The organism is Marinifilum fragile (assembly GCF_963677365.1).
GTDB lineage: Bacteria > Bacteroidota > Bacteroidia > Bacteroidales > Marinifilaceae > Marinifilum > Marinifilum fragile.
Window position 1 is genome coordinate 2038141 of sequence record NZ_OY781962.1, and the last position, 18734, is coordinate 2056874.

Here is an 18734-nt window from a genome sequence, read left to right on the forward strand (position 1 = left end):
TTTCATCATTCTCTTATTCGTAAATCACCACAAAATAGCATAATACCGATTAGTATTTAAATGATCTATAACTTTATTTTATTTGCTATAGTTCTTTAAATATCTATCGGCATTATACCGCAATGATTTTAAATTAAAATGGTATAAAACAAAAAACTCACGAAAATTAATCCGTGAGTTTCTTTTTATATCAGTTTGTTCTACATCTCAAAATCCTCTACATCAACACCATTTTCCGAACGTCTTCCACGGTTTTGCTTGTAATTGTTAATCTTATAACTCAAGTTTAATCTAAACACTGGAGAATTCATTTCAAACTTGTTAAAGTTGTAGAAGCCTTCTCCCATGTACTCGGTTTCATGCTTGAATGTACCCAACACATCGCGAACCTGGAAAGTTGCAGACAATTTTCTATTGAAAAAGTCTCTTCTTAAAGCCAATGAACTCGTCAGAAATCCAGCACGTTTACCTTGAGCCCAATCTGTAGGAGATTGGTAATTGATATTCATTTGCAATCTTGTTCTTTTATCCAATATGAATGTTGAATTATTGCGCAAACTCCAATTGAAACTTTCAGTAGAAAAATCTTGAACTATGCTTTCGCCAAAGGCATTTTTCGTCTCAAAACTTCCTTCTTCCTTGTAATGGTAAACATTACCAATCAAATCATTCTTAAACCATTTTGCAAAAGTCAAGTTTAATGTAGCTTCAATACCAAAAGAATAGTCTTTCCCAACATTGGCAACGCTACTCAACATTACATTTTCCTGGTAAGGAGTTCTAATTCGTTCTACTTTGTTGTGCGTTACTTTATAGTATGATTCAATAGACACGGACTGGTCACCAAATCTTTTCATGAATCCCAATTCATAAGAATCAATGTATTCAGGATCCAAATCTGGATTTCCCTGACGAACATTATAGGCATCAGTCCAGGTAATGAATGGTTCCAAATAATAACCTCTTGGTCGATCAATTCTTCTGGCATAACTTGCCATCAACTGATTTCTGGAACCCAAATCCAATTGCGCATGAATTGTAGGAAAGAAATCCCATTGTTGAATCTTAAATTTTTCCAATTCACCACTATAATCTACTTCGCGATCTGTAAACTCAGTTCTGAATCCTAACTGATAACCCAAAATTCCCATTTTATCGGCAAAGGTTGTATACAAGCCATGAACACTTCTGTCGTACTCAACTTCATTGCTATATTCTGGTTGAAAATCATAATCATCGGTTTCAGTATTGTATTCAAATCTTTTGGTATCGGCCTCGCTAGAACGGATTTGCCCCTGATATCCAAACTCGAATTTTCTATCATTACCCAAAGGAAGTGTGTAATCGGAGCGAATCTCTATTCTTTGTCCTGGTCCATCTTCAGTAGAACGCTGACCAGAAACTTGACCATTGGCATCAAACCTTGCATTTAATGACTCCTCATCACCATTTCCTCTGCGCGAGATACTAACCTGTGTAAACCACTGATGACCTTTTCCCTTGAACTTTTTTGTATAGGCCAAACTGGAATTGATGAAATCCATTTCGCGAGTCCACAAGTCTCTACTGTCATATAAAGCAGGAGTCTCTCCTTCTGCATATTCTGAATAATCCAGGAAGGATTTACGCTCCATATCTCTTGTGCCATATCTAAATGCAAACGACAGCTGATTTTTCTCATTGATATCGTAATCAACTCCCGTTTTAAAGCCATATCCATCACGATGTCGTTCTGTATCACCACTCGAAAGAAGATAGTTTGTAATTCCCTGCACTTCTGTTCTGTTTTCAGACTCGCTTGATCCTTCAAAACCTCTTCTGCTGTAATCCAGTCCAAAGTTGAAATTCCATTTCTTCTTGCGATAATTCACAAGAAAATCGGCACTGTTGTTTTCATGACTTCCAACATTTACATTAACCACTCCGGTTATACCTGAATCTTTATTCTTCTTGGTAATTACATTGATAATACCCGCAGTTCCTTCAGGATCGTACTTGGCAGATGGATTGGTAATGATCTCGATATTTTCAATCATGCTGGCTGGCATTTGTTCTAAAATATCTGCAGCCTCTAAAATGGAAGGCTTGCCATCCACCAATACCGTAAAATTTGAACTTCCACGTAAGCTCACATTTCCCTCAATATCTACACTAACCGATGGAACATTCTCCAAGACATCTACAGCATTACCACTTGCTGCTGTAATTTGTCGGCTCACCGGAATTACCTTCTTATCGATTTGATATTGAACAGGAATTCTTTCAGTAGTAACGGTAACTTCATCCAAAGCCTCGGTGGACTGTCGCAGAGAAACCGTTTTTAGATCAATCTCTTTGCGTTTTTTATTAATGGGAATATTTCTAACCACAGCTTTGTTGTAACCAATAAAAGATACTTCAACAAAGTAATTTCCTGGTTTCAATTTCTTTAAGAAAAAAGCACCATTTGCATCGGTAATGGTACCATCAATTAAAGTTGAATCTGTCATGGAGTAAATCGATACGGTTGCATATTCAACAGGAGTTTCCAATGCCTGATCTTTCACAACTCCTTTAATAATTCCTCCTTGAATCTCTGGTTTTACCGCAGGTTCAACTGCTTTTGAAAACATTGTCAAGCAAACAAAGCTTAACAATAGTAATAATCTATTCATGTTAGTAGGTTAAGTTTTTTTTGTGTCCAAACAAACATACAATTCCTTATTGGATAAACATGTACTCATCTAGTTTTTTAGATATTTATTAACATTTACCCGATAAAACAAATGTCTGTTTCGACTTTATGTCGAAGTATAGACACACAAACTATCAAAAGGTTTAATCTACCTTAAAAAAAAAATGAGATATTTTTAAATGAACAATGATCAATTAACAATGAACAGTGAATAATAACAGAGAAGCCTTGTATTTAAGCGCAACTGCTAACTGCTAACTGATAACTGATAACTGATAACTGATAACTGATAACTGATAACTGATGCTTACCATCTTTCAATGGCTTCAACCCCTTGCTCTTTGCCAAGCTTGTAATCTTTATCCAGAATCCCTTTGTCTTGTGTGAATCGTTTGGTAGAAAAAGAATCCGCAGGACAAATATCAATAATCTCTATTCCTGCAGGCGGATGATTGATCAACTCAATGGTTTGATTGTAGATATCAGGACGTTTTTGAATGGCTTTTGCCAAACCCGGATGTTTTCTGAAAAGTAATCTCGACAACTTATTTTCATTTCCATTCTTCATGCGATAATCTCTCTTTCTCGATCTGATTACCATGATTTTAGTAGCACCTTTCTCAATGGCTCGTTCAACAGGAATGGGTGCCGACACGCCTCCATCTGCAACAATTTCACCATCTACTTTCAGAAATTTTCTATAGAATAAAGGTACAGAACAACTGGCCTTCATCACATCGCTCAAATTCTCGGGTGTAGCTTGAATAAACTTAGAGCTGCCATCGATATTACGAGTAATTCCTATTTCGAAATCAATATTCTTCTCAAAAAGCAGGTCAACATTAATTGGTAATTCGCTTCCGGTAATGTCCCACGACCAGTCCAAATCCATTAAATGACCTCCCAACAAGAATTTTTTCCAACTGATGTATTCAGGTCGCAACGAATAATCGGTAAAAACTTTATAATTTCTTCCATGTTGATTTGCCAAATAAGCAGCAGCATTAATCGAACCAGCTGAAACACCTATCACCATATCAAAAGGAAGAAAAGCTTGTTCCATGAAAGCATCCAAAACTCCAGCGGCAAAAATGCCTCGCATGGCTCCTCCTTCAACTACCAAAGCTGTTTTACCGGAATTCGTGGTCATACTACAATTGATTTAACTTTTCACGAATTACTTTTTCAGCTTCACTGGTAATCTCAACAGCTGATTTCCCTTGCGTTTCAATCGGAGCAAGAATGCTATATTTTACCCTCTGTCCAATGCAAAGAGGAAACATCCCTTTGCGCTCGATCTTGTAATTTCCATCAACAGCAAAAGGCACAACCAAAGCATTAGGAGCTGCATCAAGAAGCGTTTCAATACCTCCCGATTTAAATTTTTTCATTTTCCCGGTTTTGCTTCTGGTTCCTTCCGGAAAAATACAAGCTGCATAATTGTTCTTGGCAATCAATTTTCCCAATTTGTGAATTTCAGGAATTGCCTGTGCCCTGTTGCTTCTATCGATTAAAGCGGCACCGCTATGACGCAAATTATAGGATACACTAGGAATATTTTTAGCCAGCTCTTTTTTAGAAATAAACTTGGGATGGTATTTTCTAAAAATCCATACAATTGGAGGAATGTCATAAGTTCCCTGGTGGTTTGATACAATAATTAAGGGACGATCATTAGGCAAATCTACACTTCCTTCGTAGGTAATTCTCACTCCCAGAATCCCAACCAATCGCATCAGAAAAAAATTGAGAACATCAACGGAATTCTTGTGCGCTCGGTAGCCAAACAGCTTTAAACTAATCACCTGAATAGGATGAAAAATAACAAGAAGTAAGAAAAATAGGATGTAGAATATTATAGTTAGGATATATGATAAAATCTTGGCCATTGTTCTTTGTTGATTAAAATTCTCCACAAAAGAACAAAAAAATCATTTATTGAAGAAATCGAACTTCAATTTGATCTTTCACAAACAAATTACCATGGAAAACACAGTATGCAGAGTCCTCCACCCTCTACATACTTTATGTGTAATCCATGGTCAGTATCCTGGTATGTAAAATCTAAATCAGTTATTACAAAAGCTCGAAGCGCAATTGTACCGAGTATTCCAATTTTATCTTCTGGAAATCCAAATCAGGAGTTTTCATTTTAGCCAAAGAGGAAGCTCCTCTAATTCGAATGGCTGTATTCGCATAATCATTTCTGTATTGAGAAGCATTTTCGTTTATGTAAATGGCCTTGCCCACTTTCTGTCCTATGGCTTCGGTTAATGCTTCGGCCTTTTCTTTTCCGGCTTTTATGGCATTCACTTTTACTTGCTGACGGTACTTTTCAATCTCAGAATGATCTACTCTTAGAATATTGATATTAGAGATTTTAATCTTCTCCAATTCTACATAAACCTGTGCAAGCGTATGAGAATCGTGAAGCAAAAGCTCAAACTGTTTTGCTTTAAGAACATTTGCCCCTTTAAAAAAATGAAATTTTAAATTGCTGCTGAAATCTGAAACGGAAAGTTGTTTCTCAAGGTTTACACCTGCTTTTTCGAGGGCCACAAACATTTTCTGTTCCAGCTGCTCAATGCTCTCTTTGTTTTTGGTATCCTTCTCATCCAAAACAATATTTACGAATATCTCATTGGGAACAACTTCCAATTCTGCTACGCCTTTTACCTCAATGAAGTTCTGATCGATAAAATTCTTTTGGGCCTGCGCACTTAAATTAAGGCCAATAAATATGGCAATTAGAATAACAATAGCTCTTTTCATGGGCATTATATTTTATGTGTGTTTTGATTTTTTAACAATGCTTACATAACATATATTGTGCCAGAAAAAACAAAAATTCCTAAACTGTTAATGCCAAAGTATGATTGACTTTAATTCCTTTATTAGATCATATTTTTACGAATTCAACAAGCTGTTACAAATGAGATTTTTACACCTGATTAGACATTAGGAGTAATATTGTGTGTAGTGTTCTGATCAAGCTCAAAAATTATATAAAAACAAGAACCTTCACCTAAAGTAGATTCAACTTCTATTTTAGCACCCAGTAAATTCACCAAATGATCTACAATAGAAAGACCAAGCCCTGTTCCTCTATAAAGTCTATCTTTTCTATCTTCTATCTTTTTAAAACGACCAAATATGTATTCTAAATTATCCTTAGCAATACCAATTCCAGTATCTTTCACAAAAATTCTTAAAAACGATTCGTTTACTGCATAACCAAGTTTAATTTCCCCTCTATCTGTGTATTTGAAAGCATTTTCAAGTAAATTAATTATTATTTGCTTTAACCGAACAGAATCCGATTCGAACAGATAACATTCTTCAGGAAAAATTAATTCAAAATCTATATCGTTATTCTCTTCTTTTATTGATTCAGGAATGAACATATTATAAATCTCACTCAACAAGTAATTCAAGTCAAACTGCTCTATATCTAGTTGAATTTGCCCAGCTTCCATTTTTGATAAATCCATAATATTATCAATTAAACCCAAAAGAGAGTCTCCATTCGATTTTATTATATCAATAAATTGGTCCTTTTTTTCCGCCGATAAATCACGTTCACTTAATAAAGAAGAAAAACCAAGAATAGCGTTCATAGGCGTACGAATCTCATGACTCATATTCGCGAGAAATGACGATTTGAGCCTTTCACTTTCTTCAGCTTTTTCTTTTGCTTCACGCAGTTCTGCCGTTCGCTCATCAACTAACTCTTCCAAATGGTTTCTATGATTATTTAGTTCCTTATTTAAATCTTCTAGAAGATTATTTTGCGAAATAATTTCTTCATTTTTGTTCCGCAATTCCAAGGTACGCTCATTGACAATTAAGTTTAGCCTTTCTGTTTTTTTCTTTAAAAAACGAACTCTTAAATAATAAAAAGAGCCAAATAACGAGAGTATAATACTTAGCAAAGTAATTTTAAACCAAGTTGTCTTATAAAAAGGAGGTATCACATGAATGTATAAATTTGCTTCATTTTTACTCCACACTCCAGCATTATTCTTAGCTTTCACTTTTAATTGATAATTGCCGTGAGGTAGCGTAGTAAATGTAACGAAACGACGATTTCCGATATCATGCCAACTTGTATCAAGCCCTATTAACTTGTAGGCATAGATGGTTTTTTGCGGCAAAGCAAATTCCAAAGCCGCAAAGTTGAAAGAGATCACTTTATCTTTGTAGGATAAACTTATTGTATCTGTTGCATGAAGGACTTTGTTTAAAACACCACCAGAAAAAGTATTTACCGGTTTATTTAGAACCTCCATATCGGTAAAAACAACAGAAACAGGTTTTGGATTTTTAATTAGATGATGCGGCTCAAAAGTTGTAACTCCGCTTCCTCCAAAAAACAATTCACCCTTTTTATTTTTATAGCTTGCCCCCAGTATATAGTCCTTGGTCTTTATTCCATCTCTTCCATCGTAATTATTAATGACTCCTGTTTTCAGATTAAAACATGATACTCCATTTCTACTGCTAATCCATAAATTCCCATCATCATCTTCTTCAATTGCACTCATAAAATCAGAGTTAAAGCCATCTTTTTTCGAATAGTAGCTGAGTTTATTGTTTGCATAGTCAAACGAATTTAAACCATTTGTAGTAGCAATCCAGAGTTTTTGACCTTGATGATATAAGTCTCTGATGGTATTATCGCATATACTTGATGAATCTCCCTTAGTGTATTTATAATTAACACTACTGCCATTCAACTTATTAAATACAAACAATCCTTTCCGATTAGTTCCCAAGGCCAGTAATGTGTCGTTTAAAGTTTCTACACAATTTATTTTTCCATATAATGTGGTCGAATTTGAATATCTGAAGTGTTGAGTATATCCAGTTTTTTCATTGAGCTTCACCAATCCATCAGAAGTAGCAATCCAAAATGTATAGTCATTCTCTTGCAAGGCATCATTTACAACGGTACGTCCATCAGGAAGCTTAAATTTCTTTAATACCTTCTTTTTATTTTTATCAATTTTATAAAGATCAAAACCTATACTCCGATCTAAACCAATCCAAACGATTTCTTCCGGTTTAAAGATATCAGCCTTTATCCAAACAATATTAGATCTAATTTCATCCTTTAAGTTTATTAACCCTTTATTTTTTTTGTCATAAATATTCAATGATTTCTCCCCAAAACCAGCAATCCATAATTCTTTATCTCCATCATCGAAAATAGAATAAACCGTAGTTACATTAATACCTGTACTATTTATTTGACTGCCATAACACTTAAAATTTTGTAAAGATGGATGCCAATAGTTAATTCCAGCTCCAAAAGTGCCAAGCCAAATCCCACCTGTTTGATCTTCAAGTAAAGACAAAACCACGTTCCAAGCCAGGGATTCATTATTATTTGGTATTGAGGCAAAGTAATTGAATGTATTATTTTTTTTATCATATATACTAACCCCTCCTCCTTGACTTGCCATCCATATCTTTCCAGCACTATCTTCTATTATATCATAAATACTATTACTTACAATGCATTGGGGAAATCTTTCTTGGCTATGCACATAGTTGATATATCTACCTTCACTTATTAAATATCGACTAACACCAGAATCCTGCGAACAAATCCACAATGAATTATCACTATCGTATAATAATTTTCTAATGTCAGACTGGACAAGACCATTAGTGTCATTTTCTTTATGCTGAAAAAGCTTTACCTGTGATTTATCAGTTTCATATTTAATCAACCCAATATTTGAAGCAATCCAAAGAGACTGTTCATCATCTTCAACGATATCACGAATTTTTATATTATCTGTTATAATACCATAAGTGTGAAGTTCTATCTCCTTTGAGTTGGACCTTTTTACATACAAGCCACGATCTGTCCCTATCCAAATGTTATTCTTACCGTCTTGCCACAAACAATTAATATACCTTTGCGTACTGGGTAGATTCTCCGGAAACTCAATTAAAGAAAAAGTTTCCGTATCATAATCCATGTAAACCAAACCATCAAGAGAACCAATCCAAAAATTTCCATTCTTATCAATTAATAAACAGGTAAGTCTGTCAACAGGTATACTATTAACATTGTTAGGATCGTTGGTGAATGTTTTAAATGAGTAACCATCATATCGGTTTAAACCATTTCTGGTTGCAAACCAAATAAAGCCATAATTATCTTGAACGATATCTACTACTACAGAACTTGACAGTCCGTCTTCCTGCGACAAATATTTAAGTCTACTATCTTTCGATTGGGCAACAACAAAACTTAAATTCATCATAAGGATACTAATAAAAAGCATCCTCTTCCAAAAAGTATGTTTTTTTATTAAATCCATAAATACCAGATTCTTTCTTAAATTATATAAGAAATAAAATTACCTATAATATATAATCACTTATTCCACTCCCCACAAACAGGTTGAAACTAATTTTATCATTCCCTGCATCAAATTCGAAAGATTGCACCAAAGACTTACATGTAGTATGATTAAAATTAAAAAATTATGCCTTCCATATCAAATTTCTTTTTTCAAAACATTAAATTTTCTTAGGAGAAAAAGACTTCATTCGAAATGAAAAGGGTCATCATTTGTTTCCACTGCCTTATTGCCATAAAAAGAAGATGACAAAAAACTGTAGATGCACAGCATTACAATTCTAGTAGAAGTAAAATATTGCAGCAGGAGGTGCTCCTAATCAGGGAGCTACAAGAGCAAAAGACTACGATTTGAGCCGAAGATATACTTCCTAAGCGATGAATATTGATGCTGGCAAAGAAGAAAAGAAGAATCAAGCGCAAGATTGGTAATAAGGAAAGAAAATAACACCTAGCTTGCGCTCAATGGTAAATTGATTGTGTAATGACAGCCTCAATAGCGAATGGGAGCATGATCATTTCCTGCCATTACTTTATAAAATCTTATAATGACTTATTCATAGTCATCTTTCTTTTTAAAGTATACAGCTTCTCCTTGATCTCCATTTTTCAAATCGGTCATCTCAATATGAAAGATGTTATAATTCTTATTAGCCTGTTCTGATGGCAGGTCTACATGTAATAAATAGCCATAACAAATTCCATTAGAAACATACTCTTTCACTTTTTCTTTCATATTAACTTTAACAGGATGTCCGTTTATCTTAACTCTTACCTCAAGCTCCTCTGGAGGTGGACAAAGATCTATGAAGTCCAAATTTTTATCTGGTTCAGAAAAGCCTCTTGTTAAACTCATAGGCCTGCAGTAAATGGTATAGCCAGGATGCGCTCCTTGAACTCTGAATACATTTACACCATAAACTTCAAGTCTATGATATTTAATATTTAAATTCATATCTTCCTCAGCTATTAGATTCCAGGCCCAAAATTCTAATCTTTGTTCGTCTTTTGGTAAAATTGATCCTGCAACTGGATACTCGGACATTTTTAATGAAGCCAAAGCAAAGTACTTCCCTTTCGAAACTTTTAAACTGTAGTGTCCTTTACTATCAGTTAAAGTTTCATAGGCAGTTTTAAAATTTGAGTGTTTGATTTCTACAAGAGCACTGTCTACAGGTTGACCTTCAAAATCGCTTACCATTCCAGAAATTGTAATAGAGTCTGTTTGAGCATTTCCATGCAAATAGATAAAACAGAATAGAAATAGAAAAATAGATGCTTTTTTTCTCATATTTATTGTTATTTAAGTTCCATATTATGACGCATGAACCATCTATACAGTTACACGCAATCCAGCATAATGTTTAAATAATATCAATATGATGTAATATCGCTAATCTGTTATTGTAAATTCGGGGAATCCAACTTGGTGAAGTTTTAATTATGGAACGCTATTCTGTAGCAAACCAACAAGGGCTTAGTATTAAAAAAGCAAAAGGTCACTCCCCAGCGACCTTTTAACACAATAACCCAAATGCTAAATGGAATGATTTAAACATTTGTTCTTTTAATATTACTCAAAATTAAAATTGAACATTATAAACTTAACAATTAACAGATCAAAAGTCAAGACATAATACCAAATATTTTCATTTATTTAAACTTACTTACCCAAGGTCAAATGAAGATTTCCCAACAATTCCGATGCTTCTATTTTACTGATTGAACACGATAAAATCGAAACCCAAAAGCCTTACTCCTTCACAAACTCCACAATTCCCTTTAAAAGTCCAGCTTTCAATGGCAATTCAGGATTGTTATAGGTTTGAAAATTCTTCATTCTATCGGCTTCTGCTTCTTTTAAAACATGATTCATTCCTTCAACAATCAGTTTTTTGGCTTTAGGATTTGCTTTTGCCAACGCCTCAGCATCCTCCACTTTTACTTGAAGATCTGTAGTTCCCTGCACCAATAAAACAGGACAAGATAATTTTGCGATTTCTACACTTGGATCGTACTTCATCCAGGATATCATATAAGGCTGAACACTTGCACGGAACAAGGCAGCTAAAAAGGCAGGCGTATCCTCAACCATTTCACCTTTTTCCAATTTTGTAAGTATGGGTTCTGCCTGTTGCAGGACAAATGGTGGTTGTGCCTTTAATTGTTTTCGGATGATATCGCCTGCAGCAAATCCCGGACCCGCTACGGAAATGTACTTTGCCACCTTCAAATCCTGAATTGCGATCATACCAATGGTAGATCCTTCGCTATGCCCCAATACAATCACCTCTGAAAACCTACTATCCTTTTGCAATTTGGTAATCCACTCTTTCACATCCTGTATGTAATGCTCAAAACGCAGATCTGCCTCACTTACCATGACTCCCTTGCTTTCGCCTACTCCCCTTTTGTCATAACGCAGACTGGCAATGGAATTCTTACACAAGCCTTCTGCCAACATTTTTAGTGAATTGTTCTGCATCATGGCATTGTTCCCATTCCTGTCGGTTGGACCAGAACCTGAAATCATTAAAACCACAGGAAGCTTTTGATCGCTTTCAGGCAAGAGCAAGCTGCCTTTAAGCTCTCCGGTTTCCGTTTGTAAATTGTAGATTTCTTCTTTTTGTTGTGCCGACAATTGCAATGCAAAGAGTACTGCAACAGCGATGAATTGTAATTTTTTCATTGGGTGTTTTTTATTGTATTAATCGTATGCATAAAGTTCAATGCACTTCACATTTCTTATCTTTCGGGTTTTGTATTATCCTTGCTACCACCCCTAATATGGTTAAGTTTTAGTAAGGGAAAGCGATAGAATTGTACATCAGCAGAGGCTTGTAAACAGTAGTCTTTTACCTTTTCTGTTTCCTCTGTAATTTTTCTTTTATTCTCTTCGATTGATTAATATGAACTAAATTATGTCGAGTAGCTGGCATAAGAAGAATTCCTGCGACATTCTTCCTTCCCCAGAAATCAATCAACCAATTTGCTCCATCTATATTTAATACTCCTCCTTCATCAAGAACTTGCTGGAGTCTAGACTTTTTAATTTTAACTTTTAAGTCATCATACTTCAAAGTCTTTAATATAGCCTGAGTTTTAATTCCGACAGCAACTCTGTACCTAATTAATTCTTCCTTGTTTATGTGTTTGCTAAATTCTATCACTTCGGAATCTGTCATTGCATTTCCAGTATCTTGAATTATGCTGTTTAGTTTTTCAATCCTGTTACTCTCATTTAAAATTTGTGATTCTCCGGCAACCAGAATATTCATGGTTAAATCTTCTATTCGTGTTGTATGCCAAATATTTCTTGCTATTGTTCCATGGTCTGTCTTTACAAATCCTCTAAAAGTACTATCATCAAGACAGTTCCATAAATCATCTTCAATTGTATTAAAATTGTTATTACTTACATTCGATGAATGAACCATTGCATGTTGCTTTAAGCATAACTCAATTGCTAAATCAAAGTGTTCTTTCTTTAGGATTAATGATTTTAACAACTTCTGATTATTGTTCCAATCAATTATCTTTTTGTCTCTCATAGCTATTCAACAGGTATTATTTGTAAGGGTAAGAATTTGAAAATTAGATCCTCCTAAACCGTACAAAACGAAGTTCAATAAATCAATCCTCTCCTGTGATTATAAATGCGATAGAATATACATCAAGGAGGTTTATTATAACAAAACACGAGTCTGCGCTATCAGGGTCAGTCGTTTATATTTCTTTAATCATCTCAAACTGTTTACCTGTTAGCTCAACATTTTTTGCTTTAAGAAAATCTACAATTGAATTACAGTTTATATCTGTGTTTACAATTTTTGTTGTTGAACACTTGTTTTGTTTGCTAACTTCAACAAGTAATTGAGAAGCAACTCCTTTTCTTCTATGTTCCTTGTCAACGGCTATTTGGGTTATGTCTCCCGACTCAGGTTCAAAAATGCAGTATCCAATTAGCTTTTTGTCTATGAATACACCTAAAATTACAAAATCTTCTCTCACTCTTTGGATGGATTCAAAACTGTTCTGCCATGAGGGGTAGAAATCCCAAAAATCAGAAAGCATCTCATATTCTTCAATATCAATCGATTCTATTCTGAAAGGAGTTCTAACTTTTTCTATTTCATTTTTGAATTCTTCGTTCTTCCAAACGAAATAATTAAACTCTCGAGTTATACTAAAATTAATATTTTTATATACTGAAATGGCTTTTGTATTGTGTTGCAATACTTCTAACAAATAATGATTGATATTCTCTTTTTTCAAAAATGGTATTGAATATTCAAATATTTTGGTTGCTAAACCTTGCCCACGGTATTGTTTCAGCGTTCCTGTTCCCGTATCGTAGGCCATTTTTTTTCCATTATAGTTTCCTATTCCGTTAAGGGTAAATGCTACAATATCGTCTCCTTCAAATGCAGCAAAGGACAACTCAGGATTAAATCCTCTTCTTTTCAGCATTGCCCTGAATGCTGTAAAGTTTATTTGAATATCATAGTCTGCAAATGCCTTACTAAAAGCATTAAAAATAGTTTCAAGCTCTATTTTTCCAAGTGATTTTATTTCCATTTCTATTATATTTTGTTTGGAATAATAATTTGTACTAAATGGTATAAAAGGTCCTGCAGGTATAAAAGTTGCCGATGTAAGAGTTCTTAATTATCAGACCAATGGAATCATTGATTATATCTTCTGTATAAGCTTGTAATCATTCGCCAGGCATTTTTTTACTACTAGTTGCTGGCAGCTTGCACTTAATTATTATTGTTCTTATAGTAATGCAAATGTGTATTCCATAGGAATAACAAATCTTTTACACATCTTGAACTTTTTAATTCTTTCTATCGAATTTTCACCTTGAACCTTCACCTTTAAATATAATTCATTATAATCTTCATAATACTGTTCTGCTTCATGTGTTATCAATTTTTGTATCGGATTTTTTAAAACCTGTCCCCAGCTGTTTTCAGCTTTTTCTTTTTCATCTGCAATGTAAGCCCACGCAGAATTGACACCATGATCTGCTATTACAATATCATTCGCGATTTTTTGAGCATATTCCAACATTTCCTGAGGCTCGTTCATTTCATGTAAACAGAATTCAAAAAGTACAACGTCTCCTTTTACTTTTGTATTTTTAAAATCTGAATGGATTAAGGTAAACTTTTCAGACAATCCATTCATAGACAAATTTTCTTTAAGCTTGTTTAATGCATTCTTGTCATTGTCGATTGCGATTACATGCCTCGCGCCCCTCGCGTATTCAATAAATTGACCCCCACCAGCTCCAACTGAAACCACTGTCTTATTTTGAAAGTCATAAAAGTTTAATAAATTCTGTATTATCTGTTGTATATCTTTTACCATAGTTCATTGAGATATTCCTTACACTTGTTGCGTTTCGAGAGCATGCGTCTTGCTCCCGATACATCGGGACAGGTTCGTTGTTTATATTAATGTTGTTCAAATTCTTACTTTTGTATCCAGCCGAGACTTACCGCGGCATGCGCTATGACCCGCTATTGGCAATAGTAATTATCTTATGTTTCCTTTTAAGCTACTTTCTATAATTTGAGCTTTGGGGTTATATCTTGCTACTAAAGATTCAATAATCTGTTTGTCCCCTGGTTCCATTTTGGGGCCTATTATAATTTTCATTTTTTCAAACGAATCATTGTTTAAAGAAACGTCATAGTAGTCAATTTTTGGAGGAATTCGTTTTTCTATAAATTTCTCATATGCCTCGGGAAAATTATTTTTTGGTACCTTAGGATCAAAAGGATATATTTCCATCTTATACCTTACTTCATCTTCTATCTGCCAAATTTTTCTTTTAGTTATGCCTAAAGAAGAAGTTTTTAGACCTATTTTAGTTCGGATTTCAGGAAATAATTTACTTTCATCGTCCGTGTAATCAATACTAATAGGATAATTTTTTGCCGATAATATGAACAATCCATTGTTATCATCTAAATAATCGTCTTCTGAAACGAAAAAATTAGATTCTACCTTCCCAATTTTATATGAATTAAATATTGGTAATGGAATTTCTATTCGTACACCTCGCATTTTATCAGTATACATATTCCAAAGAGCAAAATTTTCCTCTTTATTTTTTGTCCAACATGAAACAAACATATAAATAGCCATTGAGCCGAAATCGCAGGAAACTCCTTCATGTGGGTCGTTTACATAATCCAATCGGTTAAATCGGATTTTTTTCGATTCAAGAATTAATGCTAATTTATTTATTGAAGAATAATGATATAGGCTTTCCATTTTTTTTATTGTTGCCAACGTTCCGCGGGTATGGCGTCGTGCCGCCTTTTCCGCAGGTTTGTTGTTTATGGTTTTATCGTTCAAATTCTCTTATCTGTATCCAGCCGAGCCGAACCGCGGCATGCGCTATGACCCGCTGTTGTGTACCGTTTGTTTTCTTCTTTTTGAATTTATTCGTTCCATTATTTTTTCATGCATTGATTTTTTTGCATCCTGCTCTTTGAACATATCAACAGTGTTCTGAATATGTTTCCTGAATTGCTCCGAATTCACCTTATTATGTCTCCCATCGTATGTGTCCGGAGTAAGATTGTATATTGAGCGTTTATTAAAAATTACAAAACTACCTCTAAACCATCTTGAAACTTGTCTTGCATTTTCAGGTATATCATATCCCATTTCTATATACTCGCTGCGATATTCAGCCATGTCATATTTACCATACTGACCAGGATAAAGTTCAGTAACTGATTCGTGATCATATTTTATTTCATATGGTTCTTCTCCTTCTTCTGTTTCATATATTCCGGTTGGTTCAAGCTCATCTAATTCTAAACGGAAATAATTCCATTGGGGGTCAAAACCGAATGATTCAAACATTAACCTCTTGGGCTTTACGATTTCAATTACCTGAAAATCCAATTCTATGCAACCTTTTTCATTTGCTAATCTAGCATCCTCCAAATCCATTCCGCCACCACCTGGGTAAAACATGTGATTTAAACTATCATATGTGCATAATACTTTAAGAACATTAACAATGTCATTTAAATCTTCCCAAATCACTCTTTGGGGAAATGCGGTAGGGAATAGCTTTCTTTGAATTTCAAACCATTGCTCTTGATTTCTCTCATGAAAATCTTCATTCAATACTTTCCAATCTTCGAGAGTCAATATTACATTTTCTATATCAGGTCTTGAATTTGGGTCATTATCTGTACAGGCTGCTAATAGTGAATCAATAGGTGTAGTATATTTATTTGGATAGAACCTCCTTAGCTCTAAAACAGACTCCGTTGAATATTGACCATCAAAACCTTTTGTGTTTTCAGTTAATATTATCCATATTGTTTTGGCAATTGAATAAATATCTGCTTTCAGACCACATGCACTTGATGATTCTCTTCTCATTTCTGGCGCCATTGTCCATTTTGCACCAATCTCTTCATTATTAAATGAAATGTCTTTTTTTTCTGGGTAATCAACTAATCCAAAATCTGCAATTGAAAAACGAGATTGATACACAAGAAAATTAGGAGGTTTAATGTCTCTATGAGAAATCCCTCTTTTGTGTAAATCTTTAAGTGTTTGGCATATTTCAATTATTGCGTCTATTTTTTCTTCTATACTCTTTCCAATAAGTGCTTTTTCCGCACTTGCTGCAACTGGCATAACATAAAAAGGAATTTCTCCATTTAATTTTGTTGGTAAAAAATCATCAATTATTGGAATTATTCCATTTATATCCGAATTTTTCTTAATTACTGTTGTTTCATCAACAAACCTAGCGTATGACTTGGGTTTTACGGTCTTTAATAGTTTTATTGCTCCAATATTTCCACTATCGTCTTTACATTTCCAAACTTCACCATTTCCGCCTCCACCTAAAAAAATTTCAAGAGTCCACTTACCGAATTTTTGTCCTCGCTTAAATAGTCTTTTTTTCATTTTAAATTATTCTTTTAATCGTGAAATAGCCATCTCTGCAATGGAATGCGAAAATGGTACACAACTTCAAAAATATGCACTGGTGCACATATTTTTCTTATATTTTATCTTAAAGGTGCACAATACTGACCCATATGGTATGTATTGTGCACCTCATACTAATTACCCCGTTAAATTTATAAACAATTATCTTCAATCGGAACATTTTACATTAATAAATTTTAAGGGAAATACACATCCTTTATTCCTGTGCTGGTGTTTGTGGGGACAACGAAACAAAGAGGGTGTCCAAAAAGTAAGTTCAATCGAATACAATGTCATGTTGAATGAAGTGAAACACCTGTTAATGAAAGGGACAGATTCTTCGCTGACTCAGAATGACAATACTATTGAACTTTTTGGACACCCTCTTTCTTTGCAGGGATGCATCAAAGGGCTACAGCACCAATTCCACAATATTGGATTTTTGACCAACCACCTCGTCTTTCAGCATAAAAAAGAGGTAATACTCGCGGCTTTCGCTTTTTTCGGGATCTGCCTTTGGTCGTGCATCAATATACTTCCCTGTGGTTGATACCCCAAGCAGTTGAAACTGTCCGCTTCCGTTAATACGTGAATATACTTTCCAACCATCGGTAGATTGCTTTTGACATTTTAACACAGGGTATTCGGCTTCAACACTTGCCTTAAGTTCAGGAACCAAATTGCTTGAATCCTCGTTTGCATAGGTAGTATTAAAACCCAAATCAATCCACATGGCTTCGGTACAAGCTGGATTTTCACGAACTTTATCTCTACGTGTACGAATGTATTTCACGAAATCATCTTTCTCAACATTTACTTCCTTCACTGCAGCCTTCAATTGCACTTCAAGCTGATCCCTGGCATCCATCAAAGCCAATAGTTTGTTAATGCGTGCAATTTCTGCTGCAATCTCCTCCTCAGTCATTCCCAGTATTGGGCCATGAATCTGAATTTTCGCAATATAGTTTAAACAAGCTTGTCTAAACTCTTTTACATTCCCTTTAATAAAGTCATAACGTTTTTTTATTAAAACCATAATTGTAAATTTTATTTAAACATATTTGATTCCTTATTACTTCCCTTTTAATATGACATCTATAAAGTCAAAACAAAGAGCTAAAAATCAAATTAAATATTAACATTAAACTCTATTTAATTACACTTCAATTTGTACATATTAAAAGACAATATCTAAGTTAACACCTCTAACTTAAAAACCCATGTAAAATAGAATATTTTTAACCTACATCATTTTGTTCAATTTTATAATGCTGATCTACTGACTGTTTATTCAATTTTAAGAAATTTAATTTTATTTCACCACTCTTCCATAATGTAAATACTAGGCAATTGTAATTTTTGCATCATCGCGAAAATGGCCTCTTTCGCATTTAAAACATATTTTTTTATTATCGCACAAATCATTACAAACATTCTATTTATCCTTAATTCATTGGTATTCTTGAACTTTTGTTAAAGACAAACACACATTCGGTAAAAAAATGAGGCTTTTTCGGCTTGCTCTCTTTATTTTTTTCGATCATAGCGGTAAAATCTCAACAAATTATTTATTGTTTACTTTTCGGAAGCTCAGAAAATTCTCGCGATTACGCTCATTTTTCGCCCGTTTATTATGCTCATTCGCGCGGTGGAGCTCCTCATTCGCAAAAAAATTGATCATATTCGTGCGTTTATGGATAAATT

Annotated in this window: 13 protein-coding genes; all 13 read right to left on the minus strand. The window is 34.2% G+C overall.

Going from position 1 to position 18734, the window contains the following annotated elements; translation table 11 throughout:
* Positions 1–200: 200 nt before the first annotated feature.
* Complete coding sequence (locus ACKPCA_RS08095; RefSeq protein ID WP_321282351.1) at positions 201–2654, minus strand: TonB-dependent receptor; 2454 nt, start codon at positions 2652–2654, stop codon at positions 201–203.
* A 327-nt stretch (positions 2655–2981) separates the two neighbouring features.
* Complete coding sequence (locus ACKPCA_RS08100) at positions 2982–3824, minus strand: patatin-like phospholipase family protein (RefSeq protein ID WP_321282352.1); 843 nt, start codon at positions 3822–3824, stop codon at positions 2982–2984.
* Position 3825: 1 nt separating this feature from the next.
* On the minus strand, positions 3826–4563 hold the full coding sequence (locus tag ACKPCA_RS08105; protein ID WP_054722459.1) for a lysophospholipid acyltransferase family protein: 738 nt from the start codon (positions 4561–4563) through the stop codon (positions 3826–3828).
* Between the two features lie 187 nt (positions 4564–4750).
* Positions 4751–5446: an SIMPL domain-containing protein gene (locus ACKPCA_RS08110; RefSeq protein ID WP_321282353.1), complete on the minus strand. Its 696-nt coding sequence runs from the start codon at positions 5444–5446 to the stop codon at positions 4751–4753.
* A gap of 179 nt (positions 5447–5625) precedes the next feature.
* On the minus strand, positions 5626–9009 hold the full coding sequence (locus ACKPCA_RS08115) for a two-component regulator propeller domain-containing protein (RefSeq protein ID WP_321282355.1): 3384 nt from the start codon (positions 9007–9009) through the stop codon (positions 5626–5628).
* A 594-nt stretch (positions 9010–9603) separates the two neighbouring features.
* A complete protein-coding gene (locus ACKPCA_RS08120; protein ID WP_321282357.1) occupies positions 9604–10341 on the minus strand; it encodes a carboxypeptidase-like regulatory domain-containing protein in 738 nt (245 codons plus the stop codon).
* A 462-nt stretch (positions 10342–10803) separates the two neighbouring features.
* Entirely contained in the window at positions 10804–11739 is a 936-nt protein-coding gene (locus ACKPCA_RS08125; protein WP_321282359.1) for an alpha/beta hydrolase, read from the minus strand.
* 166 nt (positions 11740–11905) lie between these two features.
* Positions 11906–12601, minus strand: a complete 696-nt coding sequence (locus ACKPCA_RS08130) for a hypothetical protein (RefSeq protein ID WP_321282360.1) — start codon at positions 12599–12601, stop codon at positions 11906–11908.
* Positions 12602–12776: 175 nt separating this feature from the next.
* Positions 12777–13628 carry a GNAT family N-acetyltransferase gene (locus tag ACKPCA_RS08135; protein ID WP_321282361.1) on the minus strand — a complete coding sequence of 284 codons (852 nt, stop codon included), beginning with the start codon at positions 13626–13628 and terminating at the stop codon, positions 12777–12779.
* A 201-nt stretch (positions 13629–13829) separates the two neighbouring features.
* Positions 13830–14426 (minus strand): methyltransferase domain-containing protein, encoded by a 597-nt coding sequence (locus tag ACKPCA_RS08140; RefSeq protein ID WP_321282362.1) that lies wholly within the window; start codon positions 14424–14426, stop codon positions 13830–13832.
* 168 nt (positions 14427–14594) lie between these two features.
* Positions 14595–15422 carry a hypothetical protein gene (locus ACKPCA_RS08145; protein WP_321282363.1) on the minus strand — a complete coding sequence of 276 codons (828 nt, stop codon included), beginning with the start codon at positions 15420–15422 and terminating at the stop codon, positions 14595–14597.
* A gap of 42 nt (positions 15423–15464) precedes the next feature.
* On the minus strand, positions 15465–17006 hold the full coding sequence (locus ACKPCA_RS08150) for a protein kinase domain-containing protein (protein ID WP_321282364.1): 1542 nt from the start codon (positions 17004–17006) through the stop codon (positions 15465–15467).
* Between the two features lie 436 nt (positions 17007–17442).
* Complete coding sequence (locus tag ACKPCA_RS08155) at positions 17443–18066, minus strand: hypothetical protein (RefSeq protein ID WP_321282365.1); 624 nt, start codon at positions 18064–18066, stop codon at positions 17443–17445.
* Positions 18067–18734 lie beyond the last annotated feature (668 nt).